Origin of the sequence: Lutibacter litoralis, assembly GCF_014646675.1 — a bacterium.
GTDB lineage: Bacteria > Bacteroidota > Bacteroidia > Flavobacteriales > Flavobacteriaceae > Lutibacter > Lutibacter litoralis.
In genome coordinates this window covers 60,854-82,963 of the sequence record NZ_BMNS01000007.1, presented here as the reverse complement: position 1 = coordinate 82,963, position 22,110 = coordinate 60,854, and the positions used below count along the sequence as shown (strand labels likewise).

Here is a 22,110-nt window from a genome sequence, read left to right as displayed (position 1 = left end):
CTTACAAATTTTTAAGCGCTTTTTTAATTAAAGCTTCAACACTTAAGGTGTTATCTTCCAATAAAATTTTATCAATTGCTTTTTCTGCTTGTTTTTTAACAAATCCTAAGACTTCTAAAGCAGATAACGCTTCATTTTTATTGGTATTGCTTTTAGAGACAGAAACTTCATCAATAGCATACGTTTTTAGAATCTTATCTTTCAAATCTATCAGTACTCTTTGGGCTGTTTTAGCACCAATTCCTTTTACTGATTGAATTACACCAACATTTTCTGAAGCAATGGCGTGCTGAATTTCATCAGTAGTCATTGAAGATAACATTGTTCTTGCAATACTTGGCCCGACACCTGAAACTGAAATTAACAATCTAAAAATTTCACGTTCAATTTTATCAACAAATCCAAATAATGTATGAGCATCTTCTTTTATTGATAAATGTGTAAATAAAAACACCGATTCATCATTGGTAATTCTTGAATAGGTGTTTAGTGAAATATGTAACAAATACCCTATTCCAGCTGCTGATTCAACAACAACATAAGTAGGGCTCTTTTCTATTAATTTTCCTTTAATATGTGTGATCATTACATTTAAGACTATTAACAGCCAAATGTAGTAAAATAATCTGTATTATTCTTAGCATTTTCTTGTGCATCTACAATAGCTACACAAACCATATTAACAATTTCATCTACACTACATCCTAATTGTAAAATATGTGCTGGTTTTTTTAATCCCATAACAATTGGACCAATAGAATCAATATTATTTAATGATTTTAAAAGCTTGTAACTAATATTTGCAGAATTTAAATCAGGAAATATAAGTCCATTTACTTTTTTCTTATAAATCTTAGAAAAAGGAAATTTTTCATCTCTCATTGTTCCTGTAAGTGCAAAATCTGCCTGGATTTCACCATCAATATTAATTTCTGGAAAATGCTCGTGCAAAAGTGCAACTGCTTTTGAAACTTTATTGGCAGATTTTAAATCTGTAGAACCAAAATTAGAATATGATAAAACAGCAAAATGAGGGTCTAATCCAAATATTTTCATAACTCTATCAGTCATTCTAGCTATTTGAACTAGCTCTTGTTCTGTTGGATTAATATTAAATGCTGTATCAGAAAAAAACATAGGACCTCTATCTGTCATCATAATGTTTGTTGCGGCCACTCTACAAACACCTTTTGCCATTCCAATAAGCTCAATCATAGGTTTTGCAACACTGGGATAGCTTCTAGAATATCCTGTAACCAATGAATCTGCTTCCCCTTCATTCACCATCATGGCTGCAAAATAATTACGCTCACGCATCCATTTCTGTGCATCTAATAATGTTATCCCATTACGTTGGTGTTTTTCCCAGTAAATTTTTGCAAACCTATTTCTTCGTTCTTTTTCTTCATCAGATTTTGGATCAATTATAGGAACATCGGCTTCAAAGTTTAATTCATCCATCAATTCTTTAATAATAACCTTATTTCCCAATAAAATTGGATTTCCAATGCCATCATCATACACAATTTGTGCAGCTTTTAAAACATCTAAATGATCAGCTTCTGCAAAAACAACACTTTTAGGATTTGCTTTTGCGCGTTCGGTAATCATTCTCATTAATTTACTACCAGTACCTAATCTTTCCGCCAAAGCTTCTTTATAAGCATCCCAGTCTTTTATTGGTTCTTTAGCAACACCTGATTTCATTGCAGCTTTTGCAACTGCCGGAGGTACTTCTGTTATTAATCGTGCATCAAAAGGTTTTGGAATAATATATTCTCTACCATATTGAATATTTACCTCTCCATAGGTTATATTTACTTGCTCTGGAACAGATTCTTTTGCCAAATTAGCCAACGCATGTACCGCTGCCATTTTCATTTCTTCATTAATTTTTGTTGCTCTAACATCTAAAGCTCCTCTAAAAATAAAAGGAAAACCAAGTACATTATTTACCTGATTTGGATGGTCTGAACGACCTGTTGCCATAATTACATCTTTTCTTGTTTTTACGGCCAAATCGTATTCAATTTCTGGGTTTGGATTTGCCATTGCAAAAACTATTGGATCTGATGCCATACTTAATAGCATTTTTGGGGTAAAAACATCGGCAATGGATAAGCCAATAAAAACATCGGCATTTTTCACAGCTTCTTCAAGAGTATAAATATCTCTGTCTGTTGCAAATTGTGCTTTCTGAGGCGATAAATTTTCAATATCTTTTCTAATTACACCTTTACTATCACACATTACCAAATTTTCACTTTTGGCACCTAAAGCTAAATACAAACGTGTACATGAAACTGCTGCAGCTCCCGCCCCATTTATAACAATAGAAACTTTAGAAATGTCTTTTCCGGTTAATTCTATAGCATTTTTTAATGCTGCTGCAGAAATTATTGCTGTTCCGTGTTGGTCATCATGCATAACTGGAATATCCAATTCTTCTTTTAACCTTCTTTCTATTTCAAAAGCTTCTGGTGCTTTAATATCTTCTAAATTAATTCCTCCAAAAGTTGGTGCAATATTCTTTACTGTTTCAATAAATTTATCTACATCCTTTGTATCAACCTCAATATCAAAGACATCAATATCCGCAAATATTTTAAAAAGCAGTCCCTTTCCTTCCATTACTGGCTTTCCTGCAAGAGCACCAATATCTCCTAATCCTAACACTGCCGTTCCATTCGAAATAACAGCAACTAAATTACCTTTTGAAGTGTATTTATAAGCATTTTCAGGATCCTTTTCAATTTCTAAACAAGGCTCTGCAACTCCCGGGGAATAGGCTAAAGACAAATCTTTTTGTGTTGCATATTTTTTTGTAGGAACTACTTGAATTTTTCCTGGAGTAGGTTTTGCATGGTATAATAAAGCCTCTCTTCTTTTTCTTGAATCGCTCATAAAGTTCATGTTTTAAGTATGAATGGACAAATTTAATAATTAATTACACAAACGCACTTTATTTACAATATATAGTGCAAAAACGCAATGATTGTTACGTAATATGCATAATTAAGAATGAATTATTTAAAAATATTTATTTTATAAATGAAATATTTCGAGTTAGACCCGAAAATTTAGCACGTTTCACTGCCGATTTTTTAAATACTTTTTTAAAGACTGTTTCAGTAATTTCCTCCCAATCATTTTTAGTCATTTCTAATAAATCAGGATGTGGATTAAATCTTTCTTCGGAATGTGGTGTTGAAAAGCGGTTCCAAGGACAAACATCTTGACAAATATCGCAACCAAACATCCAATCTTCAAATTTCCCTTTTAATGAATTTGAAATTTCACCTTTTAATTCAATAGTGAAATAGGAAATACATTTGCTTCCATTTATTGAGTTATTGGGCAAAATTGCCTCCGTTGGACAGGCATCTATACATTTTGTGCAAGTACCGCAATGATCGGTTTTAAAAGGGTGATCGTACTCCAATTTTATATCTAAAATTAATTCTGCTAAAAAGAAAAAGGAGCCTTTATTTTTTTGAATTAGCAATGAATGTTTTCCTCTCCAACCCAAGCCGCTGTTCTGAGCCCAAGCACGTTCCAACACAGGTGCAGAATCTACAAAAGCTCTACCGTTAATTTCTCCAATTTGGTTTTGAATAAATAAAATAAGTTCTTTAAGCTTGGATTTTAAAACATAATGATAATCTTTTCCAAAAGCATATTTTGCAATTTTATAAGTATCTTTTTTTGAAGTTTTTCTGGAAAATAATTAAAGGATAGACTTATTACAGATTTTGCGTCTTCAACCAATAAACGCGGATCCAAACGCTGGTCAAAATAATTTTCCATGTAATGCATTTTACCGTGAAATCCTTCTTTAAGCCATTGTTCTAGATTGTTTGCTTCTTCTTCTAAAAAAGTTGCTTTTGAGATACCGCAACTTTCAAAACCCAATCGTTTTGATTCTTGCTTTATTAATTTTGAATATGTTTTGAGATTTTTCAATTAAAAATTTACCTTTTTTGAAGCAATCAAACACTTATTGTTTTTCCATTTTTTTAAATCTTCTTCTAAAATTATAGCCCCATCACAAGTTAAATAATTCCCTAAACTATCTTTTTTTATAACTTTTAGATCACCCCTTTTAATAGCATTTACAATTTTATAAATAAGTCCTTTTTTAGAACGTTTATCTCCTTTAAATGTGTATTTCAACCCCATTTTATTGTTGAACATATCCATTTCTTTTGATACAAGATCAGAAGTAATACCATCTTCTAAATCTCCTTCTTTAAAGGATTTATAATTTGCTCTTTCATAAGATTTACCCAAAGAGAATGTTGCTTTTTTCCCAATTTCTATTTGTAAAATTGCCATCCAATATGCATGTCTAAACGCATCAACTTGCCCGCCTGCTTTATCTTTATCTAATAAATTAGTAGTTGCTATAGAATCCGATACTTTAATTACCTCATTAGAAATTTCGAATGCCTTTTTTGCTTTTAACGGATACAATAAAGCCCACATTTTAAGTGGGCCAGATTGACTTTTAAATAATTCCCAGTTTGATTGTGCTTGCAATTTCAAACTCAAAAAAACAAATACAACCAGTAATTTAATTTTAAAACACTTCATATAAATTAAATTGTTGAGATTAGATTTTTTCGTTTTATAACCTCTTCTTACAACGGGTAGATTCCTGCCTTTGTAGGAATGACAGCGATAAAACAACTTCAATTAAAATACATTTTTACATATATAATTTATTTTACTTCAAAAGGTTTTTTAATATCTCCTATTTTTATAAAGTATTTTCCCTTTGATAGGTAAAAGACCCCATTTTTAGCTTTCTTATTTGAATTATCTTTCATAGATAGCTTAACAATATTTTTCTTTCCTTTTACTGATAAATTATAGTCAAAATAATTAAACCCTTTATCTGTATTAATTACAAAAGAGTTCAATTTTGTGTCATCTTCTGCTAAAATTTCTAAAGTATATTCTCCAGAATTTGAAGTATAAAAAGGAATTGTAATAATTGGTTCAAAAGGTTGTGACCATTTACTCCAGCTACTTCCCCATCTTGTTGAAAACCTAATTGAAGGAACCTTAAAAATAGCAACTGACGCTGACTTAACATCATTATACTCTTGCAGGGCAGCAATATTTGCTTTATAAATTGAACGACCGTGGGTACCGATAAGCAAATCTTTTGCATCATTTTGTATTACCAAATCGTGCACAGCAACTTTTGGTAATCCGTTTGAAAATAATTGCCATGTTAAACCTTTATCAAAACTTACATAAGCTTCATTATCTGTACCTAAATATAGTGTGTTTTCATCTGAGGGGTCTTCTTTTATAACATTTACCGGGTAGTTTGGTAATTTACTACCAATGTTTTTCCAAGTAACACCTTTGTTTTCACTCATAAAAACATAAGGTTTAAAATCATCATTTCTATAACCGTTTAACGTTATATACACCCTATCTTTTTCATGTTGAGATGAAATAACCCTAGAAACCCATAAACCTTGTGGTAAAGTATCGGAAATTCTTGTCCATGTTGCTCCTCCGTTTTCCGTAATATTAATATAGCCATCATCGCTTCCAACATAAATAAAACCAAATTGAAAAGGACTCTCAGAAATGGTTGTTAGTGTTCCATACGGTACATTTCCCTTTTGTCCGCCAGTTGTTAAATCATTAGAAATAACATCAAAATTTTCACCTTTATCCATAGAACGTAATAATTTATTAGCCCCCATATATAATATATCTTGATTATGCGGTGATAATAAGATTGGTGCTTGCCAGTTGTAACGATAAGGAGTTTCTCCCAATTGATGTGTTGGATGAATACTTAAATAAGCATCTGTTTTTAAATTTATGCGGTAATAATACCCAAATTGAGAACCAGCATATACTACATTATTATCTCTGCTATCAATTTGAACTTGCATTCCATCTCCACCACCAATACTTTTGTATGGATAGTTTCCACTACCTTCCCAACGCTTTGAAGCCTTGTAATTGCTTGGCCCATACCAAACTCCGTTGTCTTGTAAACCTCCAAAAACATTATAAGGTTTTTGATTGTCAACATTTATATAATAAAACTGCCCAACGGCGGGTGAATTGTTTTTAATCCAGTTTTCACCATTATCATACGATATATTTACACCTCCATCGTTTCCGTTAATTAAATGACCTTCTAAAGTTGAATTTACCCAAAGTGCCTGATGATCAGAGTGTACATTTTCTTTTCCAATGGAAGTCCAGTTTTTACCACCATCATCTGATTTTAATAAAGGAACGCCACCAATATAAATTTTATTTTGATTTGTTTTATTCACCGCAATTGTTCCAAAATAATAACCATAAGAACTGTAAACTCCATCTAGATAATCTTTATGAGTTTTTTCCCATGTTTTTCCACCATCAACAGACTTATAAACCTCCGCTCCAATTACTTCAGAATTCAACAAAACATAATTAGCATCTTCTAAATAGGTTGCCAAATCATTTGGAGTAACTGTGCCTTTTTTAATCGCGGCTTTTACACTTTTAGCAGTATATCTTTTATCAAAATTGTTGGTTTTTAAATAGGTATTTAATATATCATCATCTAAATTTAAAACTTTCTCTACAGACATTTTTTTAAAATCGTCTTTTTGCAAACCCTTTTCTTCCTTTTTTTCTTTTTCAGGTCTCATATATTGATTGTCCAAAAGCGCATAAATAACATTGTTATTAAACGCTGCTAAACCAATTCTTCCAACACCAGCTCCTGTTGGAAAGCCACTTTTTTCATTTGTAATTTTGATCCAAGTTTCTCCTGCGTTTGTGCTTTTATAAATTGCAGAACCTTCTCCATCTCCATCAAAGTTCCATGCTTTTCTGTTACGTTCCCAGGAGGCAGCAAATAAAATGTTAGGATTTGTTGGTGAAACACTGAGATCAATAACTCCGGTATTTTCATTAATAAATAGGGTGTTTTTCCAAGTTTTACCGCCGTCTGTAGTTTTATAAACACCCCGTTGTTTGTTTGAAGTGTATAAGCTTCCAATTACAGCTACTACCACTTCATCTGGATTATTTTTATTTATTATTATACGACCGATATGTTGTGAATTTGGAAGTCCAACATTAATCCAAGTTTTACCATTATCTACACTTTTAAGAACTCCAATTCCAGAATAGGATGAACGCGAAGAATTACTTTCTCCTGTACCAGCCCATATTGTTCCATTTTCCCAATCTATGGCAATTGCTCCCATATTTTGAGTAGGTGCGTTTTCAGAAACTGCTTTAAAAGATGTACCATTATTATTGGTGTACCAAAGACCTCCTGAAGCATAAGCAACATAAAACTCTGTTGGATTTTGAGTGTTTACTGCTAAATCAACCACACGACCACTCATTATTGCTGGCCCAATATTACTAAAAGGCACATTTTTTACTAAAGAAATTTGAGCATTTATTTCAAAGATTAGAAATAAAAAGCTAAAAAGAAAAATTAGTTTTTTCATTATAGAAGTTTATATTAAAAATTGCTATTTATTGTATTAGTCCAAATTTAATAATATAAAATTAATAGCGAGATGTTTAGAAAGTAAAGTTTACATCAATCTACACTTCGACTTCGCTCAGGGACCAATTTAAGAATGACCAATTTTATTGAAGTTAAAAATTAGATTGATGAAGTGCTAAAAACGGTGTTTTGGAATAATAATTAAGTGTTGCCTTTTGTGGTCTAAATAAAATTTGTTCTAATAAGTTCAAATTTTTTGCTGCTAACACAATTAAATCTATATTTTTTTCATTTATAAATTGCTCTAAAGATTCTTCAAAGTTTTTATTTATTTCAGAGTGAAAACTGTGTTGTTTATCTGCAAAATAATCTTGTAATGTTTCTTTATTCCAAAGTTGCTCTTTATTGAGAGTTTTGCTCAATTTATTAAGGTATAAAAAACGAACTGCGGCATTGTTATAACCAGATTTAGTAGTTAAATAATGCAATAGTTTAGCCTCATAATAATTAGTATAATCTGTTGGAAATACAATTTCTTTTACCCCAGTAAATACAGCAATTTCTGGCACCACTAAAACAGAACATTTTACTTTTGTAATAATTTCTTCGGAAATTGAATTTCTGGTTATTTGTCCTTTAGACGGTATATCGTTTGCACCTATTACTATTAAATCAATCTTTTTAGTTTTTACTTGATTTCTAGTTGCTTCAACAATATTGTTTTCTTCTAAGATTGGAATAAACGTGTGGTTTTCTTTTATTTTTAAAGTATTAATTTTAGTGATTAAGGCCTCTATTTTTCTTTTTGAATCTCTTTTGGACTTAACTTGTATTAAATCAACTTGATTATAAAAATTATCATCTTTCTCATTATCGTTCCTATTTTCAGCATTAAGCAAATGAAAATTACATTGCTCGTTCTGAAATAAACCTAACGCATAGATAATTGAATTCCAAGATTTCTTAGAAAAATCAGTTAAAATTAATATGTTCTTCATTCCATTTATTATTAATACAAACTTAAAAAAAGCCGTACTTATAATAAATGACATTAATCAGTAAAATTTGGAGTAACGCTCGTGATTTTTTGTTTAACTATTATAATATTTAATAAATAGCCGCTAACTGTTCTAGGTTAATAATTCTAATATTTCTTCCTTCAATTTCAATAACTCCTTCTTTTTTTAAATCTGTTAAAGTTCTTATTAAACTTTCGGTTGCAATACCTGCAACACTTGCAAGGTCTCGACGCGAAATATTTATATTATCAGATGGTCTATGTTTCATCTTTTGGGCAAATTTCAAAATTGTTTTTGCGGTTTTTCTTCGCATAGAGCCATATGCCATTTGTAATAATTGATCTTTAACTTCAGTTAAATTTTCATTAATTAATTGAAACACTTCTAAAGATAAATTGTAATTACTTTTTAAAATGTTTTGTACAGTTTTTTTAGGAACGCACATAATTTCTACCTTTTCCATTGCAATTGCAGACTCATAATTATAGGAGTTTTCAAAAATTGCTGAAAAACCAAAAAAGTCATCATCTTTATTAATGGTAATAATTAGTTCTTTGCCAAACTCATCAATTTTAACACCTTTAATTTTCCCTTTATAAACTAAATAAACATTATTAGTTTTTTCCGATTCTTTATAAATTACTTCACCTTTTTTAAAAACTTTGGATGTGCCAAAATCGCAAAAATAATTTTTAAGATCATCTATGTTTGAAATATCTTCAAACGCGTCATCATCAGATTCAGTATTTTCTTTTTCTTCAACTACCAAAGATTCATTTAAAAGGGCTGATTTTGCCAATCTACTTTCAATAGCACTTAACAATAGTTCTTCTTCTACTGGTTTGGTTAAATAATCATCAGCGCCTAAATCCATTCCTTTTCTAATATCTTTTATTTCTGTTTTAGCAGACATAAAAATAAAAGGAATTTTTTTTGTTGTTTCGTCTTCAGAAAGTAATTTAAAAACATCGTAGCCATCTAATTCTGGCATCATTATATCACAAATAATTAAATCTGGAAGCATAATTCTAGCTTGCTCAACCCCTCTTTTTCCATTTGCTGCAACCACAACTTTATAATCTTCTAACTCTAAAATTTCGGCAGTAGTTTCTCTTAAAACTGAATCGTCTTCAATTAGTAATAGTGTTTTCATTTTTTATTAATTAATGGTAATTCAACAAAAAAAGTGGTGCCTTTTTCGGCAATACTTGTAAACCTAGTAGTTCCTCCCAAACTTTCTAAATGGGTTTTCACTATATTTAATCCAATTCCGGTACCTTGGTTTGTAAGCGCATTTTCGGCTCTAAAATATCGGTTAAATATGTGTTTTTGATCTTTTAATGGGATTCCAATTCCTTGATCCGCTATTTCAAAAATAATAATTGCTTTTTTAATGCTTATTTTAAAATCTATCTTACTATTTTCTGGAGAATATTTAATTGCATTATTTAAAACATTAGATAAAATTAATTCTAATATTTTTTCATCTTGATATACATCTATATTATCAATATCTTTTGGGTAAATAATATATTGTCCACTTTTTAGCATTAAATTGGCGTTATAAATAACTTCATTTACAACTTTATTAAGTTTAAAATTGCTAAATTTATAGTTAACTTTTCCTGACTCCAATCTTTCTACAGATAAAAAATCATTTAAAATTCCATCTAAATAATGTACCTTATTTTTAATAGTAAGTAAATGTTTTTCTCTTTTATCTTGCATTTCAGTTTTCTTATATTTTCCAACTAAAACTGCTGCATTTAGCATACCACTTAATGGTGTTTTAAATTCGTGAGAAACCAATGAAAGGAATTTAGTTTTTAACTCATTTAGTTCTTTTTCTTTTTTTAAGGCCTTTATTAATTTAGATTCAGCTTTAACACGTTTTTTAATTTCGCTTTTTAAATTGTCAACCGTATTGTTAAGTTCTAAAGTTCTTTTTGTAATTTTACTTTCTAATAAAGTATTTAATTCTCGTATTTTTGCTTCCGAATTTTTACGAGCTGTAATATCTAAAACAATTGCCATTACAAATTTTTCTCCACTAATTTCAAACGGATTTAACCCTACTTCCACTGGAAATTTATGTCCATCTTTATGAGCACCAAACAAATCTCTATTAGCTCCCATTCGTCTAGTGGCAGATTTTTTATAAAAAGAATTAAAGTGAGCTCCATGACCCGAATGGTAATTTTTTGGAATTAAAATATGTAAATGCTTGTTTTGAAGTTCGTCTTTAGCAAAACCAAACATATTTTCGGCAGCAGTATTGTTTGCAACAATTGTTTGATTTTGGTCAACAACAATTACACTCTCCGAAACGGCTTCAAAAAGCACATTAAATACATATTCATTTTCATGAAATAAATTAGGCAATGGTATATTTTTTTAGTTTTTTAGTAAAATCGAAAATACTAAAAATTTATGAACTTCAATATTAATTTTAAGCCAAAAATAAAACTTCGTTGGACTGAACTGAGAATGAGCTAATTAATTTTAAAGAATCAGTACCAAATATTGAAAATGATTAAAAAATAAATTGTTAATTTTTTAATTAATACGTTTTAGTCATTGATGGAGGTACAACAATAATAAAATCGGCTTTTAATTTATTTTCTTTATTAAATTTTTTAATATTTTCTTGTTCAATTACACTTACTGTGCTAATTTTTAAAGAACTATTTCCTTTTTTTAAATACCAATTAATTCCCTCGTAGTCGTCTGAATGATACGAACCATTATAATGCACAAACAGTGAATTTGGCTCGTAATTTTCTAATATAAAATAACCCATTGTAGCATCCTTTACAGCTTGTGCTTTTGGCAAATTATCACCCCCGTGACCACCCATCATTTCTTTCATTTTAACATAACCTGGCAATGTTTTATCATAGGCAATTGGCAACGGAGCAATCCAACTTTTTTCTTCTACAGAAAGGTTTTCCAACACTTCAAAACCACCCCTAAAAACTTGACTTGCATATCTTCTTGGGATATTGGTTGCAACAAATTTTATGGCTTTATCTTTCGCAAAATCTACCAAAGGTTTATAATCGGTTTTAAAATTATTCCAAAGTCTAGCCAACGTATCTAATGCCTTTGCATCTATTGTTTCAGCTAAATAGTCGTTTAATTCATTTTGATTATCTGCTTCAAACATTTCTGCTCCTAGAATTAATTTTCTTTGTGTCTGTAGATCTTTAGTAGCTTCTAATTGCAACCAATGTACTATAGGATTGTTATGGTGTTCTCCAAATAAAACCACATCGGCTTTACTCATTTTTTTTATCATCTTTTTATACGATACTTTGTTCCCTTTTGCATTGTATAATTTATATGCTGGTTTGTTTTGCGCATATGATACCACCGAAAATGTAATTACTAGAAAATATACTATTAGTTTTCGCATAAATATTATTGGTTTTTTAACAGTTGGTTTTGAACAAATTTATAACTTTGTTACTAATTATTACAATTATTTCTTAATAATGAAAAACTAGACTTTTAATCAGTTAGTTTATTAAGATTTAAATAACATATTAAAACCTATTAAAGATGAAATACCTTCCAATTAACAATCAACTTTTTACAAAAAATAGAGCTAAATTTACCGCTCAAATGAAACCAAAATCTATTGCGGTTTTTAATTCCAATGATACCTTTACAACTGGTGCAGACAGTACACTTCCGTTTAAACAAAGTAGTGATTTATTGTATTTAAGTGGTGCAGATCAAGAAGAAAGTATTTTAGTACTTTTCCCAGATGCCATAAATCCAAAACACAGAGAAATTTTATTTTTAACTGAAACAAGTAAGTTAATAGAAATCTGGTATGGTGCAAAATATTCTAAAGAGGAAGCCACTCAAGTTTCTGGAATTGAGACTATTTATTGGTTGTCTGAATTCGATAAAGTATTTTATGATTTAATGACTGAAGCAGAAACTGTGTACTTTAATACAAACGAACATTACAGACAATCTGTTGTTATAGAATCTAGAGAAGACCGATTTATAAAAAAATGTAAAGCAGATTTCCCTGCCCATAAATGGGAAAAAAGCGCTCAAATAATGCTGAATATAAGAGGTGTAAAAGAACCTGAAGAAATTGAACTTATACAAACGGCTTGTAATATTACAAATAAAGGTTTTAGAAGAGTATTACCGTTTGTAAAGCCCGGAATTATGGAGTATGAAATTGAAGCTGAATATATGCACGAATTTTTAAGAAACCGTTCAAATGGTTTTTCATACACTCCAATAATTGGTTCAGGTTATAGCGCCTGTGTTTTACATTATATTGAAAACCGTAAAGAATGTAAAGATGGAGATATGCTATTAATGGATGTTGGTGCAGAATATGCTAATTACTCTAGTGATATGACACGTACAATTCCTGTAAACGGACGTTTTACTGAAAGACAAAAACAAGTTTACAATGCTGTTTTCCGCGTTAAAGAAGAAGCAACTAAAATGTTGGTTCCGGGAACGGATTGGGCTGAATACCATAAAGAAGTTGGAAAATTAATGACGAATGAATTGTTAACTTTAAAACTACTTGATAAAGCCGATGTACAAAACGAAGATCCAAATTGGCCTGCGTATAAAAAATATTTTATGCACGGAACTTCGCATCATTTAGGTCTAGACACACACGATTATGGTGCGTTAAAAACACCTATGAAAGCTAATATGGTATTTACCGTTGAACCAGGAATTTATATTCCAGACGAAAATATGGGAATTAGACTTGAAGATGATGTAGTAATTCAAGAAAATGGCGATCCTTTTAACTTAATGAGAGATATTCCTATTACAGTTGAAGAAATTGAAGATTTAATGAATGGTTAACTAATGTCACCTTAATTTAACTAAAATGTTATAAAAAGTAAAAAACTCGAATCTTTAGATTCGAGTTTTTTTGTTAACCAATAAATCATCCATTCATAGAAACTTATGCTGTAGCGAAATCAAAAACATACTTATTTAGGTGTTTTAATGCCAAATTTTTATCGTTTGTATTTACCAAAAGTGAAATATTATTATTACTTCCACCATAAGAAATCATTCTTACAGATATATCTTGCAATACTTGAAACAATCTATGCGTTTCGTGATGTTTAACAACCTCATTTCCAACCAAACAAATAATACTCTGATTTTTATCCACTTCTACTATGGAGAATTTTTTCAATTCTTCTACAATGGCATTTAAATTTGTGTCATTATCAATAGTTAACGAAACTGCAATTTCTGAAGTAGTAATCATATCAATTGATGTTTCATATTTTTCAAATATTTCAAACACTTTTTTTAAGAAACCGTGCGCCAAAAGCATTCGTGCCGATTTAATTTTAATAGCCGTAATATTATCTTTTGCCGCAATTGCTTTTATTCCTCCACCATCTGTATCCTGTGAAATTAATGTCCCGTGAGATGTTGGTTCAATAGTGCTTTTTAAACGTACTGGAATATTTGCTTCGCGCGCAGGCATAACTGTTTGTGGATGCAATATTTTTGCTCCAAAATATGCTAGCTCCGCAGCTTCATCAAAAGATAAGTTAGAAATGGCGTGCGTATTATCTACAATTCTTGGGTCGTTATTATGCATTCCATCTATATCGGTCCATATTTGAACCTCAGCTGCTTCTATCACTGCTCCAATAATTGTTGCAGTATAATCACTCCCTCCACGTTGTAAATTTGCTATGTTTCCGTAAGCATCTAAACAAATAAATCCTTGAGTTATATAAATATCTGCAGGTAAACTCTCATCAATAATACGATTTAAATTTTGTTTTATATAAAAATCATCAGGCTCATTAGATTTGTCGATTCGCATAAAATCCAATGCTGGTAATAACCGCGCATTTATGCCGTCTTGAATTAAATATTTAGTAAACATAAAGGTTGACATTAACTCACCTTGTGATACAATTTTATTGTATAAAAATTCGGTATGTTTTTCTGAAGTTAAACCTATCAAATATTCAAAAACCTGATCAATATAATTACTAACCGTTTGCTTTAATTCGGAAACTTCAAACAATTCATCTATAACAATTTCATATTTTCCTGCTAAATTTTCAATATCCTGCACAGCAGTTTCTATTGCTCCATTTTTTATGTGTTCAGAAATTTTTACCAAATCATTAGTAGTTCCTGACATTGCAGATAAAACAACAATTTTTTTATCACCGTCATTAATTATCTCTTTTACACTTTTTATATTTTCAATAGAACCAACAGAGGTTCCTCCAAATTTTAAAACTTTCATTTTTTCTAATTTAATAGCACAAATGTAAAATCATTTTCAACTTATTGTGTATATTTAAAAACAATACACTAATTTTGCACAAACTGTTAACTATTTAACAATATGAGAACCATTGCAACCTGCGTAGAAGAAATTTTAGTTTCGCAACCTTTTTTAGAAGATGCTTTAACCAGAAATATTTTAAATTTCAGTGCGTTAGCCGAAGAACTGAGAGAACCTATTTCTAAAATGTTACGAAAACCAGTAAAATCTGGTGCTATTATGATGGCATTGCGCAGATACAGTCCGCCAAAAGAAATGGCAAATAAGATCAAGTTAAATAAAGTACTTCAAAATTTGGGAGATATTACGGTACGTTCAGATTTATCGGACTATACTTTTAAAAACTCTAATTCTTTAATTAACTGTCATTTAAAAACATTGGAAATAATTAAAGACGATCCGCATATATTTTATACTTTTACACGTGGCGTACACGAAAGTAACGTACTAATTACCACAGCCTTAAAAGATAAAATTGAAGCATTCTATAAGGATGAAACGTGTACTGAGGCAAAAGATCATTTATCTGCAATTACAATAGGTTTACCAAAAGAAAATACCAAAATTGCGGGATTGTATTACCAGTTTTTTAAACGTTTGGCTTGGGAAGGAATTGCTTTATACGAAGTGGTTTCAACAACCAACGAGTTTACAATTTTAGTTGAAGATGATGTTGTTGACAAAGCTTTTTCAGCCATAAAGGGATTAAAAAATTAGATTTTAAGCACTATGCATAATGACATTCTCTTATAAAAACACATCGGTTTACTATACCTCAAAAGGAATAGGTAGAGCTATAGTTTTACTACATGGTTTTTTAGAAAATAGTTCTATGTGGAATATAATTTCTGAAGAACTTTCAAAAAAACACCATGTTATTTGTATTGATTTATTAGGGCATGGGAAAACCGAAAATCACGGTTACATTCATACTATGAAAGAACAAGCAGAAATGGTTGTAGCAGTTTTAAAACACCTTCGCTTAAGAAAATATATAGTAGTTGGTCACAGTATGGGAGGTTATATTGCGTTAGAATTTGTAAAATTAGTTTCAAAAAATATTAAAGGCTTGTGTTTGATGAACTCAACTGCGTTACCAGATTCTGAAGAAAAGAAAATTAATAGAGATAGGGCTATTACAGCTGTAAAACAAAACCATAAAACATTTATAAGAATAGCAATACCAATGCTTTTTTCAGAAGAAAATAGAACTGTTTTTACTACAGAAATTAAGGAAATAACAAACGAAGCTTTAAAAATGTCTCCACAAGGTATTATTGCAGCATTAGAAGGTATGAAGATTAGAAAAAATAAAGCTTCAATTTATAAAAATGCAGATTTCCCTATTTTAATGATAATTGGAAAACAAGATCCTGCTTTAGATTACAATTCTTTAATTGCTCAAACTAAAAACACAAAAGTAGAAGTTGTTGAATTTCCAGACGGACATATGAGTCACATAGAAAATAAAGATGCGTTAACTACTTCTTTAATTTCTTTCGCAAAACATTGTAACTAATTCAGCAAAAAAATATAATTAGATATATTAATATGCTATTTTATTCTTCTTTTGGAATATAATAACATCCTCCGGGAGATTTATCTGGTGTAAATGCTCTATTAAACCATAAAGGTCTGCGTTCTCCGTTTGGCCCAGGTGCTGGTCGGGTCATCGCAATCCATTTTTTATATATTTCATGAGATTTATTAGTGTCTACAAAGATATCACCATAATTCTCACCTTGTTTTGGTTTTTCAATACGAACACGCTGGTGCCAACAATGCATCCCACTTATAGGATCTGGATGCACAGCGTGTGTTATATTTTGATGCACCCCTCCGTCTTTCCAGAAAATTCTTTTTGAATCTTTATCATCTGATTCAAAAGGTTTAACTCCTGAAATTGTATTCATTTTCCAGCCACCTTTGCCATCACCTTCAATATTTACAGTATTTGTTGCCCAACGATTACCGATTTTATCTTGCGGTCTGCGCCAACGTCCAATATGATGTGAACAAGCAACAACACCTGGCTTCATACTTTGTGTTACCCAAACTTTATCTATAAAATAACCTATATCTGTATTCATTTTCACCAAATCTCCTGTTTTAAAATTCCATTTAGCAGCATCATCTGGATGCATCCAAATTGGATTTCTATTAGAAATTTCAACCAACCATTTTGCATTTCCAGATCGTGTATGAATTAACGTTGGTAACCTAAATGTTGGCACCAATACATATTCTCCTTTAGATTTATCTAAATTATCATTATGAATATGGCTTTTTATATATTTTGGAGTAGCGTATTCTGGCCACTTCCAATCTACCATGGTTTGAGAATAAAATTCATTTTTACGCGATGGTGTTGGAAAACCAACAACAGCTTTTCCATTCACCATAACTCCAATAGCTTTTCCATCTTTAGAAATTACATCTGTTTCTGGATCTGTAATTGAACCTTTTAATTGTTCAGCTGAAAGTTCATTTTCATTTACTTTATAAGACTCTCCTTTTTCAATTTCAAAAGCGCCATATTTTTTCATGTATTCTAAGGCTGCAAATTGCCCAATAAATCCATCTGCTTTGGCTTTTTCATTTAACCCTTTAACTCTTTCAAAAATATATTGATAATATTCGTCAATTGTAATTTTTTCTCCTGGTCGATAAGGGGATTCAAAATGTTTTCGAATTCCCATGCTTCCATCAGGATCAATTCTCCAGCTTAATTCAATCCAAAACTCATCTTCTTCCCAAACTTCACCAGGATTTGATTGGTATGTAAATTCAACGGGTTTACCATTTCTTCTTGCAGCTTCTCTTAAAACTGGCTGACGAAAAGCAATCCAAGTTCCCCCATGTGTAGCATAACTATTTAAATCGTGTCGTTCAGATGCTAATCCCATTGGCAATACAAAATCGGCGTAAAAAGCGGTTTCGTTCCAAGTAGGGGTTAATGCAGTGTGCAATCCAAATTTGGTTTCATCGGCAAGCATTTCCATCCAAGTAAATCCGTCAGGATAGGTCCAAACAGGATTGAATACTCGTGTAAAATAGACATCCATTTTACCTCTTCCTTCTTTTAAGAAATGTGGCAATAACTGACTCATTTCAAAAAATGCCAATGGATATTCTTTTGGAAAATGCAATTCATTCCAAAATTTTTGTGGTTTTGGTGGATTTGGTTGTGTAGGCTTAAACTTATTCCAAGAATTAGGTGAAGTTCCTCCTTTTGCACCAACAGCACCAGTAAGCGCCGTTAAAAAATGTAAACAACGAGCAACTGCCCAACCACCAAGGTTTGAAGCTCCTGCAGCGCGCCAATTATGAGATGCAAAGCGTTCACCTGCCTCACCAATTTTTTGAGCAATTTCAACAATCATTTCAGCTTTTACACCAGATTCTTTCTCGGCATATTCAGGTGTAAATTCTTTGTACTCATCAATCATTGCAGCAATGTAATTTTCAAAAGTAACTTCCTTATCAGAATGTCTTGCTTTTAAATATTCTTGCCAGTTAGTCCAATTTTCTAAATATGGTCTATTGTATAAGTTGTTTTGTAAAATATACAAAGCCATAGCCAATAAAACTGCTGCCTCAGTTCCTGGGTAGGAAGGCAACCAGTAGTCTGACATAGATGCGGTATTAGACAAACGAGGATCCATTGTTGCCAATTTTGCCCCTTTCATTTTACCTTCTATAATACGTTGTGCATGTGGATTGAAATAGTGTCCAGATTCTAAATGTGCAGATACCAATAAAATAAATTTCGCTTCTGCATGGTCTGGTGAAGGTCTGTCGTAACCATACCATAAATTATACCCAAAACGCGCTCCAGAAGAACATATATTGGTGTGTGAATTATGACCATCAATTCCCCAACCTTGTAAAATCCAATTCATAAATTTCTCATGTCCTGGTCTTCCTACATGGTACGCAATTTCATTTTGACGGTTTTCTTTTAATGCTTTTCTAATTCTTGCAGCAATAGTATCTAATGCATTATCCCAAGTAACGCGTTCCCATTCTCCATCTCCACGCTTTCCTTTTCTTTTTAAAGGAAATAAAATACGATCTGGATCGGTAATTTGATTAATAGTTGCTGGGCCTTTAGCGCAGTTTCTACCTCTACTTCCAGGATGGTACGGATTTCCTTCAAACTTTTTAACTTCTTGGGTTTCCTTATCAATAAAAGCAGTTAAACCACAAGCACTTTCACAATTAAAACAGGTTGTTGGTACAATTTGATAGGTTTTTTTCTCTTTTTTAGGCCAAACTTTCGGATTGTATTCTACCCAATTATCCCATTTTTCTGGTGGAGGAAAGTTCTCATACATCTGAGCTACTTCTTCATCTGTAAAGTGACGCATATCTTGGTCAAATTCTTGATAGCCTTCTTTATGCAGGTTTGGAATTATTCCTAATTTTTCAGCTATTCCTTCTATAAATGATGGTTTTTTATATCCCATGATTTTCTGTTTTTTTTTAAATTAAGCTAATGGAATTCTTTGTGGTGCTTCCACCCAAATTTTCTCCGTTATAACAATTCCAATTAAAACACATATTCCTGATATTACAGCAACTAATTCCCCTGTTCCTAAAAACAATAATGCTAAAGGAATAATATTTCCAATTATAACCGTACCTAACCAGAACAACCTACTATAACGTCCTTTAGTTATCATTTTAACCACCGCTTTTGCTGATGTTGTTGGATGCGTTATTGTTAATTCAGTTATTAAAGTGAATAAATTAACTGCCAATGCAATTATCATCGTATTTTTAAGAATACCCATCCAATTTTCATTTCCTAAAATTAAAGAAGTAATTACAAAAATCGCGGTTCCAGCCATAACACTATGCACTAACATATGTAATGGTAATGTTGGGCTTTGCCAAAAATCACGACCTTTTGCTTGAGCAAATAAGAAAGCTGTATACACTGCTAATAAAATAGCAAAAACAGCTGTTACCCATAATAAAATGGTTTCACCAGTTTGTATTTCAAAAAATGTTAGTGCTCCCCAAATGGTTACTAGCAAACCGAAAACTGTGATTGTATAACCACCTTTTACCAGCCAAGAGTTCCATTGCGGTCTTAAAAGCACATTTAAAAATCGATCTGGTCTGTCTAAATCCATCACTAAAAATAATCCGGTTAATGCTAAAAACACCAACGAAATTCCTGCAGACCATAATTTTGCAGTCGGCGAAACTTCATAACCTAACATAATAGCTAAAAATGGAATTAAGAAAGCTCCAGCTGCAATTGCTTTTGTAAATACATACGCTGAAACTTCCCAACCCCAAAGTATTCCTTTATCTGGGGTGTCGTAGACTCGGCGAGCTTTTCCTGTTAAAACATCAATATAATTAGGGTTTTCTGTTTCCTTTCTTTGATACGCAGCTTGAATATCGTTGTCGATACTCATTTGTAATAAATCCACATCATCATTGGTATACATCATTTTTTCAGCAGCCTTTGCAAAATGACCAACGCCACGCGCTTGAGAATTCCATAAACCTGGACCCGATTTAGCTGTTGCTTCAGGTACTAATGAAGCATCATCTCCATCTATATAAAATAAATTTGGATTAGTCCCTTTTTCTGGTTTCCGCACTTTTACAGCTTGACGTGCCAATAATTGCGAAATTTCTGTTGTTGGATTGTGCATATCTCCGGCAATAATTGCGTGTTCTGGACATACCGTAACACACGCTGGCTCACGACCAACATCAACTCTATGCGCACAATAATTACACTTAGCCGCTGTGTTGTTGTCTGGATCAATATACAAAGCGTCGTAAGGGCAGGCTTGCATACAAGACTTACATCCAATACAACGATTGTTATCAAAATCTACAATACCATCTTCCCGAGTGTAAAGTGCTTCAACCGGACAAATTTCCACACAAGGAGCATCTGTACAATGATTACAACGCATTACAGAAAAAATTCTTCGGGTATCTGGAAATTCTCCTTTTTCAACTTGCTTAACATAAGTTCTGTTAACGCCAACCGCCACATCGTGTTCCGATTTGCAAGCTGTTGTACAAGCGTGACAACCAATACATTTTCGATTGTCAATTATAAAACCATACTTCATTTTTTAGAAAATATTTTGAACTTCAATCAAAGTTAGGTAATAGATATATTAGTTTTGTAACTAATATCACACAATCTAGCTTTAAAATTTATTTAAAATGATTCTAAATAGTTATTATTCAAAAATGAATTACTTTTGTATTAAATTGAATAAAACTAATGGAAATTCAACTCTTATTTTTTGGAATAACAACAGATATTGTTGGCGTTAATAAAATGAAATATACCTTAAAAGAAGGCGCTACCGTAGGCAATTTAAAGAAATTATTAATCGCTAAATATTCAGCATTAAAAAATATAAATGATTTTGCAATAGCAATAAACGAGGAATACGTTAAAGACACAACTATAATTACTAAAAATGATATAGTTGCAATTATTCCACCTGTTAGTGGCGGTTAAGCTCTTAAATATTTTTTATCGATATAAAATGTTCCAAAAGGAATTATTGATGCAGCCAAAACAGTAATAAAAGTTTTAGAATTCCAATTTAGTTCATATTTCATCGTTACTGCCAGCACAACATAGGCTATAAATAAGAGTCCGTGTGGCATTCCAAGTATTTTAACAAATATATCGTTTCCTACAATATATTTAATTGGTGTTGCAATAAAAAGTAATAATAAATAAGAAACTCCTTCTAAAATACTTACAATTCTAAATGTTTTTATCATAAATTCAATAATTAGTAGCAGCTGCGAAAATACACTTTAGATTTATTAAATTTGCAAATAAATAGTTAAAATGGTCAAAAGAACTTCAATTCTAATAACATCAGAAAAATTAAACCTGCAAGATTGCTACAGTTTTGTACAAGATGCTTCCTGTGGCGGTATTGCGTTGTTTGTTGGTACTGTTAGAAATTCCACACAAAACAAAGAAGTTACTTTACTCGATTTTAGTGGTTACGAGCCAATGGCGATTAAAGAAATGCAAAAAATTGCAGACCGCGCTTTAAAGAAATTCGACATTCATAAAATTGCAATACACCATGCAGTTGGAGAACTTAAAATTGGTGAAATTCCAGTAATTATTGCTGTTTCTTCTGCACATAGAAAAGCCGCTTTTGAAGCTTGCGAATTTGCTATTGATACTTTAAAAGAAACTGTACCAATCTGGAAAAAAGAGCATTTTGAAGATGGTGAAGTTTGGGTAAATTCGCATCCATAAA

General features: G+C 31.4%; 17 protein-coding genes and 1 pseudogene. 5 read left to right on the top strand and 13 right to left on the bottom strand.

Features of this window, described 5'->3' with window-relative positions:
* Position 1: 1 nt before the first annotated feature.
* From ruvA to IEW75_RS11905, 9 genes and pseudogenes are all read right to left on the bottom strand, one after another.
* A complete protein-coding gene (gene ruvA, locus IEW75_RS11945; protein ID WP_134248998.1) occupies positions 2 to 586 on the bottom strand; it encodes a Holliday junction branch migration protein RuvA in 585 nt (194 codons plus the stop codon).
* A 14-nt stretch (positions 587 to 600) separates the two neighbouring features.
* On the bottom strand, positions 601 to 2,904 hold the full coding sequence (locus IEW75_RS11940) for an NADP-dependent malic enzyme (RefSeq protein ID WP_134248999.1): 2,304 nt from the start codon (positions 2,902 to 2,904) through the stop codon (positions 601 to 603).
* Between the two features lie 136 nt (positions 2,905 to 3,040).
* Positions 3,041 to 3,807: pseudogene (gene queG, locus IEW75_RS11935) on the bottom strand (tRNA epoxyqueuosine(34) reductase QueG).
* Positions 3,808 to 3,963: 156 nt separating this feature from the next.
* Positions 3,964 to 4,539, bottom strand: a complete 576-nt coding sequence (locus IEW75_RS11930; RefSeq protein WP_229714449.1) for a DUF6973 domain-containing protein — start codon at positions 4,537 to 4,539, stop codon at positions 3,964 to 3,966.
* Positions 4,540 to 4,721: 182 nt separating this feature from the next.
* Positions 4,722 to 7,490: a VPS10 domain-containing protein gene (locus tag IEW75_RS11925; protein ID WP_134249001.1), complete on the bottom strand. Its 2,769-nt coding sequence runs from the start codon at positions 7,488 to 7,490 to the stop codon at positions 4,722 to 4,724.
* Between the two features lie 154 nt (positions 7,491 to 7,644).
* On the bottom strand, positions 7,645 to 8,490 hold the full coding sequence (locus IEW75_RS11920; protein ID WP_158283807.1) for a universal stress protein: 846 nt from the start codon (positions 8,488 to 8,490) through the stop codon (positions 7,645 to 7,647).
* A 109-nt stretch (positions 8,491 to 8,599) separates the two neighbouring features.
* Entirely contained in the window at positions 8,600 to 9,664 is a 1,065-nt protein-coding gene (locus IEW75_RS11915; RefSeq protein ID WP_134249003.1) for a response regulator, read from the bottom strand.
* The gene (locus IEW75_RS11910; RefSeq protein ID WP_134249004.1) at positions 9,661 to 10,893 is read right to left on the bottom strand and encodes a PAS domain-containing sensor histidine kinase; all 1,233 of its coding nucleotides are present in this window, start codon (positions 10,891 to 10,893) and stop codon (positions 9,661 to 9,663) included. The genes IEW75_RS11915 and IEW75_RS11910 overlap by 4 nt, the downstream gene beginning before the upstream one ends.
* A gap of 178 nt (positions 10,894 to 11,071) precedes the next feature.
* Positions 11,072 to 11,926: a ChaN family lipoprotein gene (locus IEW75_RS11905; protein ID WP_134249005.1), complete on the bottom strand. Its 855-nt coding sequence runs from the start codon at positions 11,924 to 11,926 to the stop codon at positions 11,072 to 11,074.
* A gap of 146 nt (positions 11,927 to 12,072) precedes the next feature.
* Here IEW75_RS11905 and IEW75_RS11900 point away from each other — a divergent pair, with 146 nt between their 5' ends.
* Entirely contained in the window at positions 12,073 to 13,365 is a 1,293-nt protein-coding gene (locus IEW75_RS11900; protein ID WP_134249006.1) for an aminopeptidase P family protein, read from the top strand.
* A gap of 103 nt (positions 13,366 to 13,468) precedes the next feature.
* On the opposite strand, the gene IEW75_RS11895 is transcribed toward IEW75_RS11900, so the two are convergent.
* Positions 13,469 to 14,791, bottom strand: coding sequence for an aspartate kinase (locus tag IEW75_RS11895; RefSeq protein WP_134249007.1), 1,323 nt, complete (start codon positions 14,789 to 14,791; stop codon positions 13,469 to 13,471).
* Between the two features lie 102 nt (positions 14,792 to 14,893).
* On the opposite strand from IEW75_RS11895, the gene IEW75_RS11890 reads away from it, so the two are divergent.
* Together IEW75_RS11890 and IEW75_RS11885 are read left to right on the top strand one after the other, a co-directional pair.
* Positions 14,894 to 15,550 carry a hypothetical protein gene (locus IEW75_RS11890; protein WP_134249008.1) on the top strand — a complete coding sequence of 219 codons (657 nt, stop codon included), beginning with the start codon at positions 14,894 to 14,896 and terminating at the stop codon, positions 15,548 to 15,550.
* A gap of 19 nt (positions 15,551 to 15,569) precedes the next feature.
* Positions 15,570 to 16,352 carry an alpha/beta fold hydrolase gene (locus tag IEW75_RS11885; protein ID WP_134249009.1) on the top strand — a complete coding sequence of 261 codons (783 nt, stop codon included), beginning with the start codon at positions 15,570 to 15,572 and terminating at the stop codon, positions 16,350 to 16,352.
* 40 nt (positions 16,353 to 16,392) lie between these two features.
* Here the strand turns inward: IEW75_RS11885 and IEW75_RS11880 are convergent, their stop codons facing one another.
* Together IEW75_RS11880 and nrfD are read right to left on the bottom strand one after the other, a co-directional pair.
* On the bottom strand, positions 16,393 to 19,302 hold the full coding sequence (locus IEW75_RS11880) for a molybdopterin-dependent oxidoreductase (RefSeq protein WP_134249010.1): 2,910 nt from the start codon (positions 19,300 to 19,302) through the stop codon (positions 16,393 to 16,395).
* 21 nt (positions 19,303 to 19,323) lie between these two features.
* On the bottom strand, positions 19,324 to 20,940 hold the full coding sequence (gene nrfD / locus IEW75_RS11875; RefSeq protein WP_134249011.1) for an NrfD/PsrC family molybdoenzyme membrane anchor subunit: 1,617 nt from the start codon (positions 20,938 to 20,940) through the stop codon (positions 19,324 to 19,326).
* A gap of 158 nt (positions 20,941 to 21,098) precedes the next feature.
* On the opposite strand from nrfD, the gene moaD reads away from it, so the two are divergent.
* Positions 21,099 to 21,341 (top strand): molybdopterin converting factor subunit 1, encoded by a 243-nt coding sequence (gene moaD, locus IEW75_RS11870; protein ID WP_134249012.1) that lies wholly within the window; start codon positions 21,099 to 21,101, stop codon positions 21,339 to 21,341.
* Here the strand turns inward: moaD and IEW75_RS11865 are convergent.
* Positions 21,338 to 21,613, bottom strand: a complete 276-nt coding sequence (locus tag IEW75_RS11865; protein ID WP_134249013.1) for a DUF3817 domain-containing protein — start codon at positions 21,611 to 21,613, stop codon at positions 21,338 to 21,340. The genes moaD and IEW75_RS11865 overlap by 4 nt on opposite strands.
* 70 nt (positions 21,614 to 21,683) lie before the next feature.
* Here IEW75_RS11865 and IEW75_RS11860 point away from each other — a divergent pair, with 70 nt between their 5' ends.
* On the top strand, positions 21,684 to 22,109 hold the full coding sequence (locus tag IEW75_RS11860) for a molybdenum cofactor biosynthesis protein MoaE (RefSeq protein ID WP_134249014.1): 426 nt from the start codon (positions 21,684 to 21,686) through the stop codon (positions 22,107 to 22,109).
* Position 22,110: the final 1 nt, after the last annotated feature.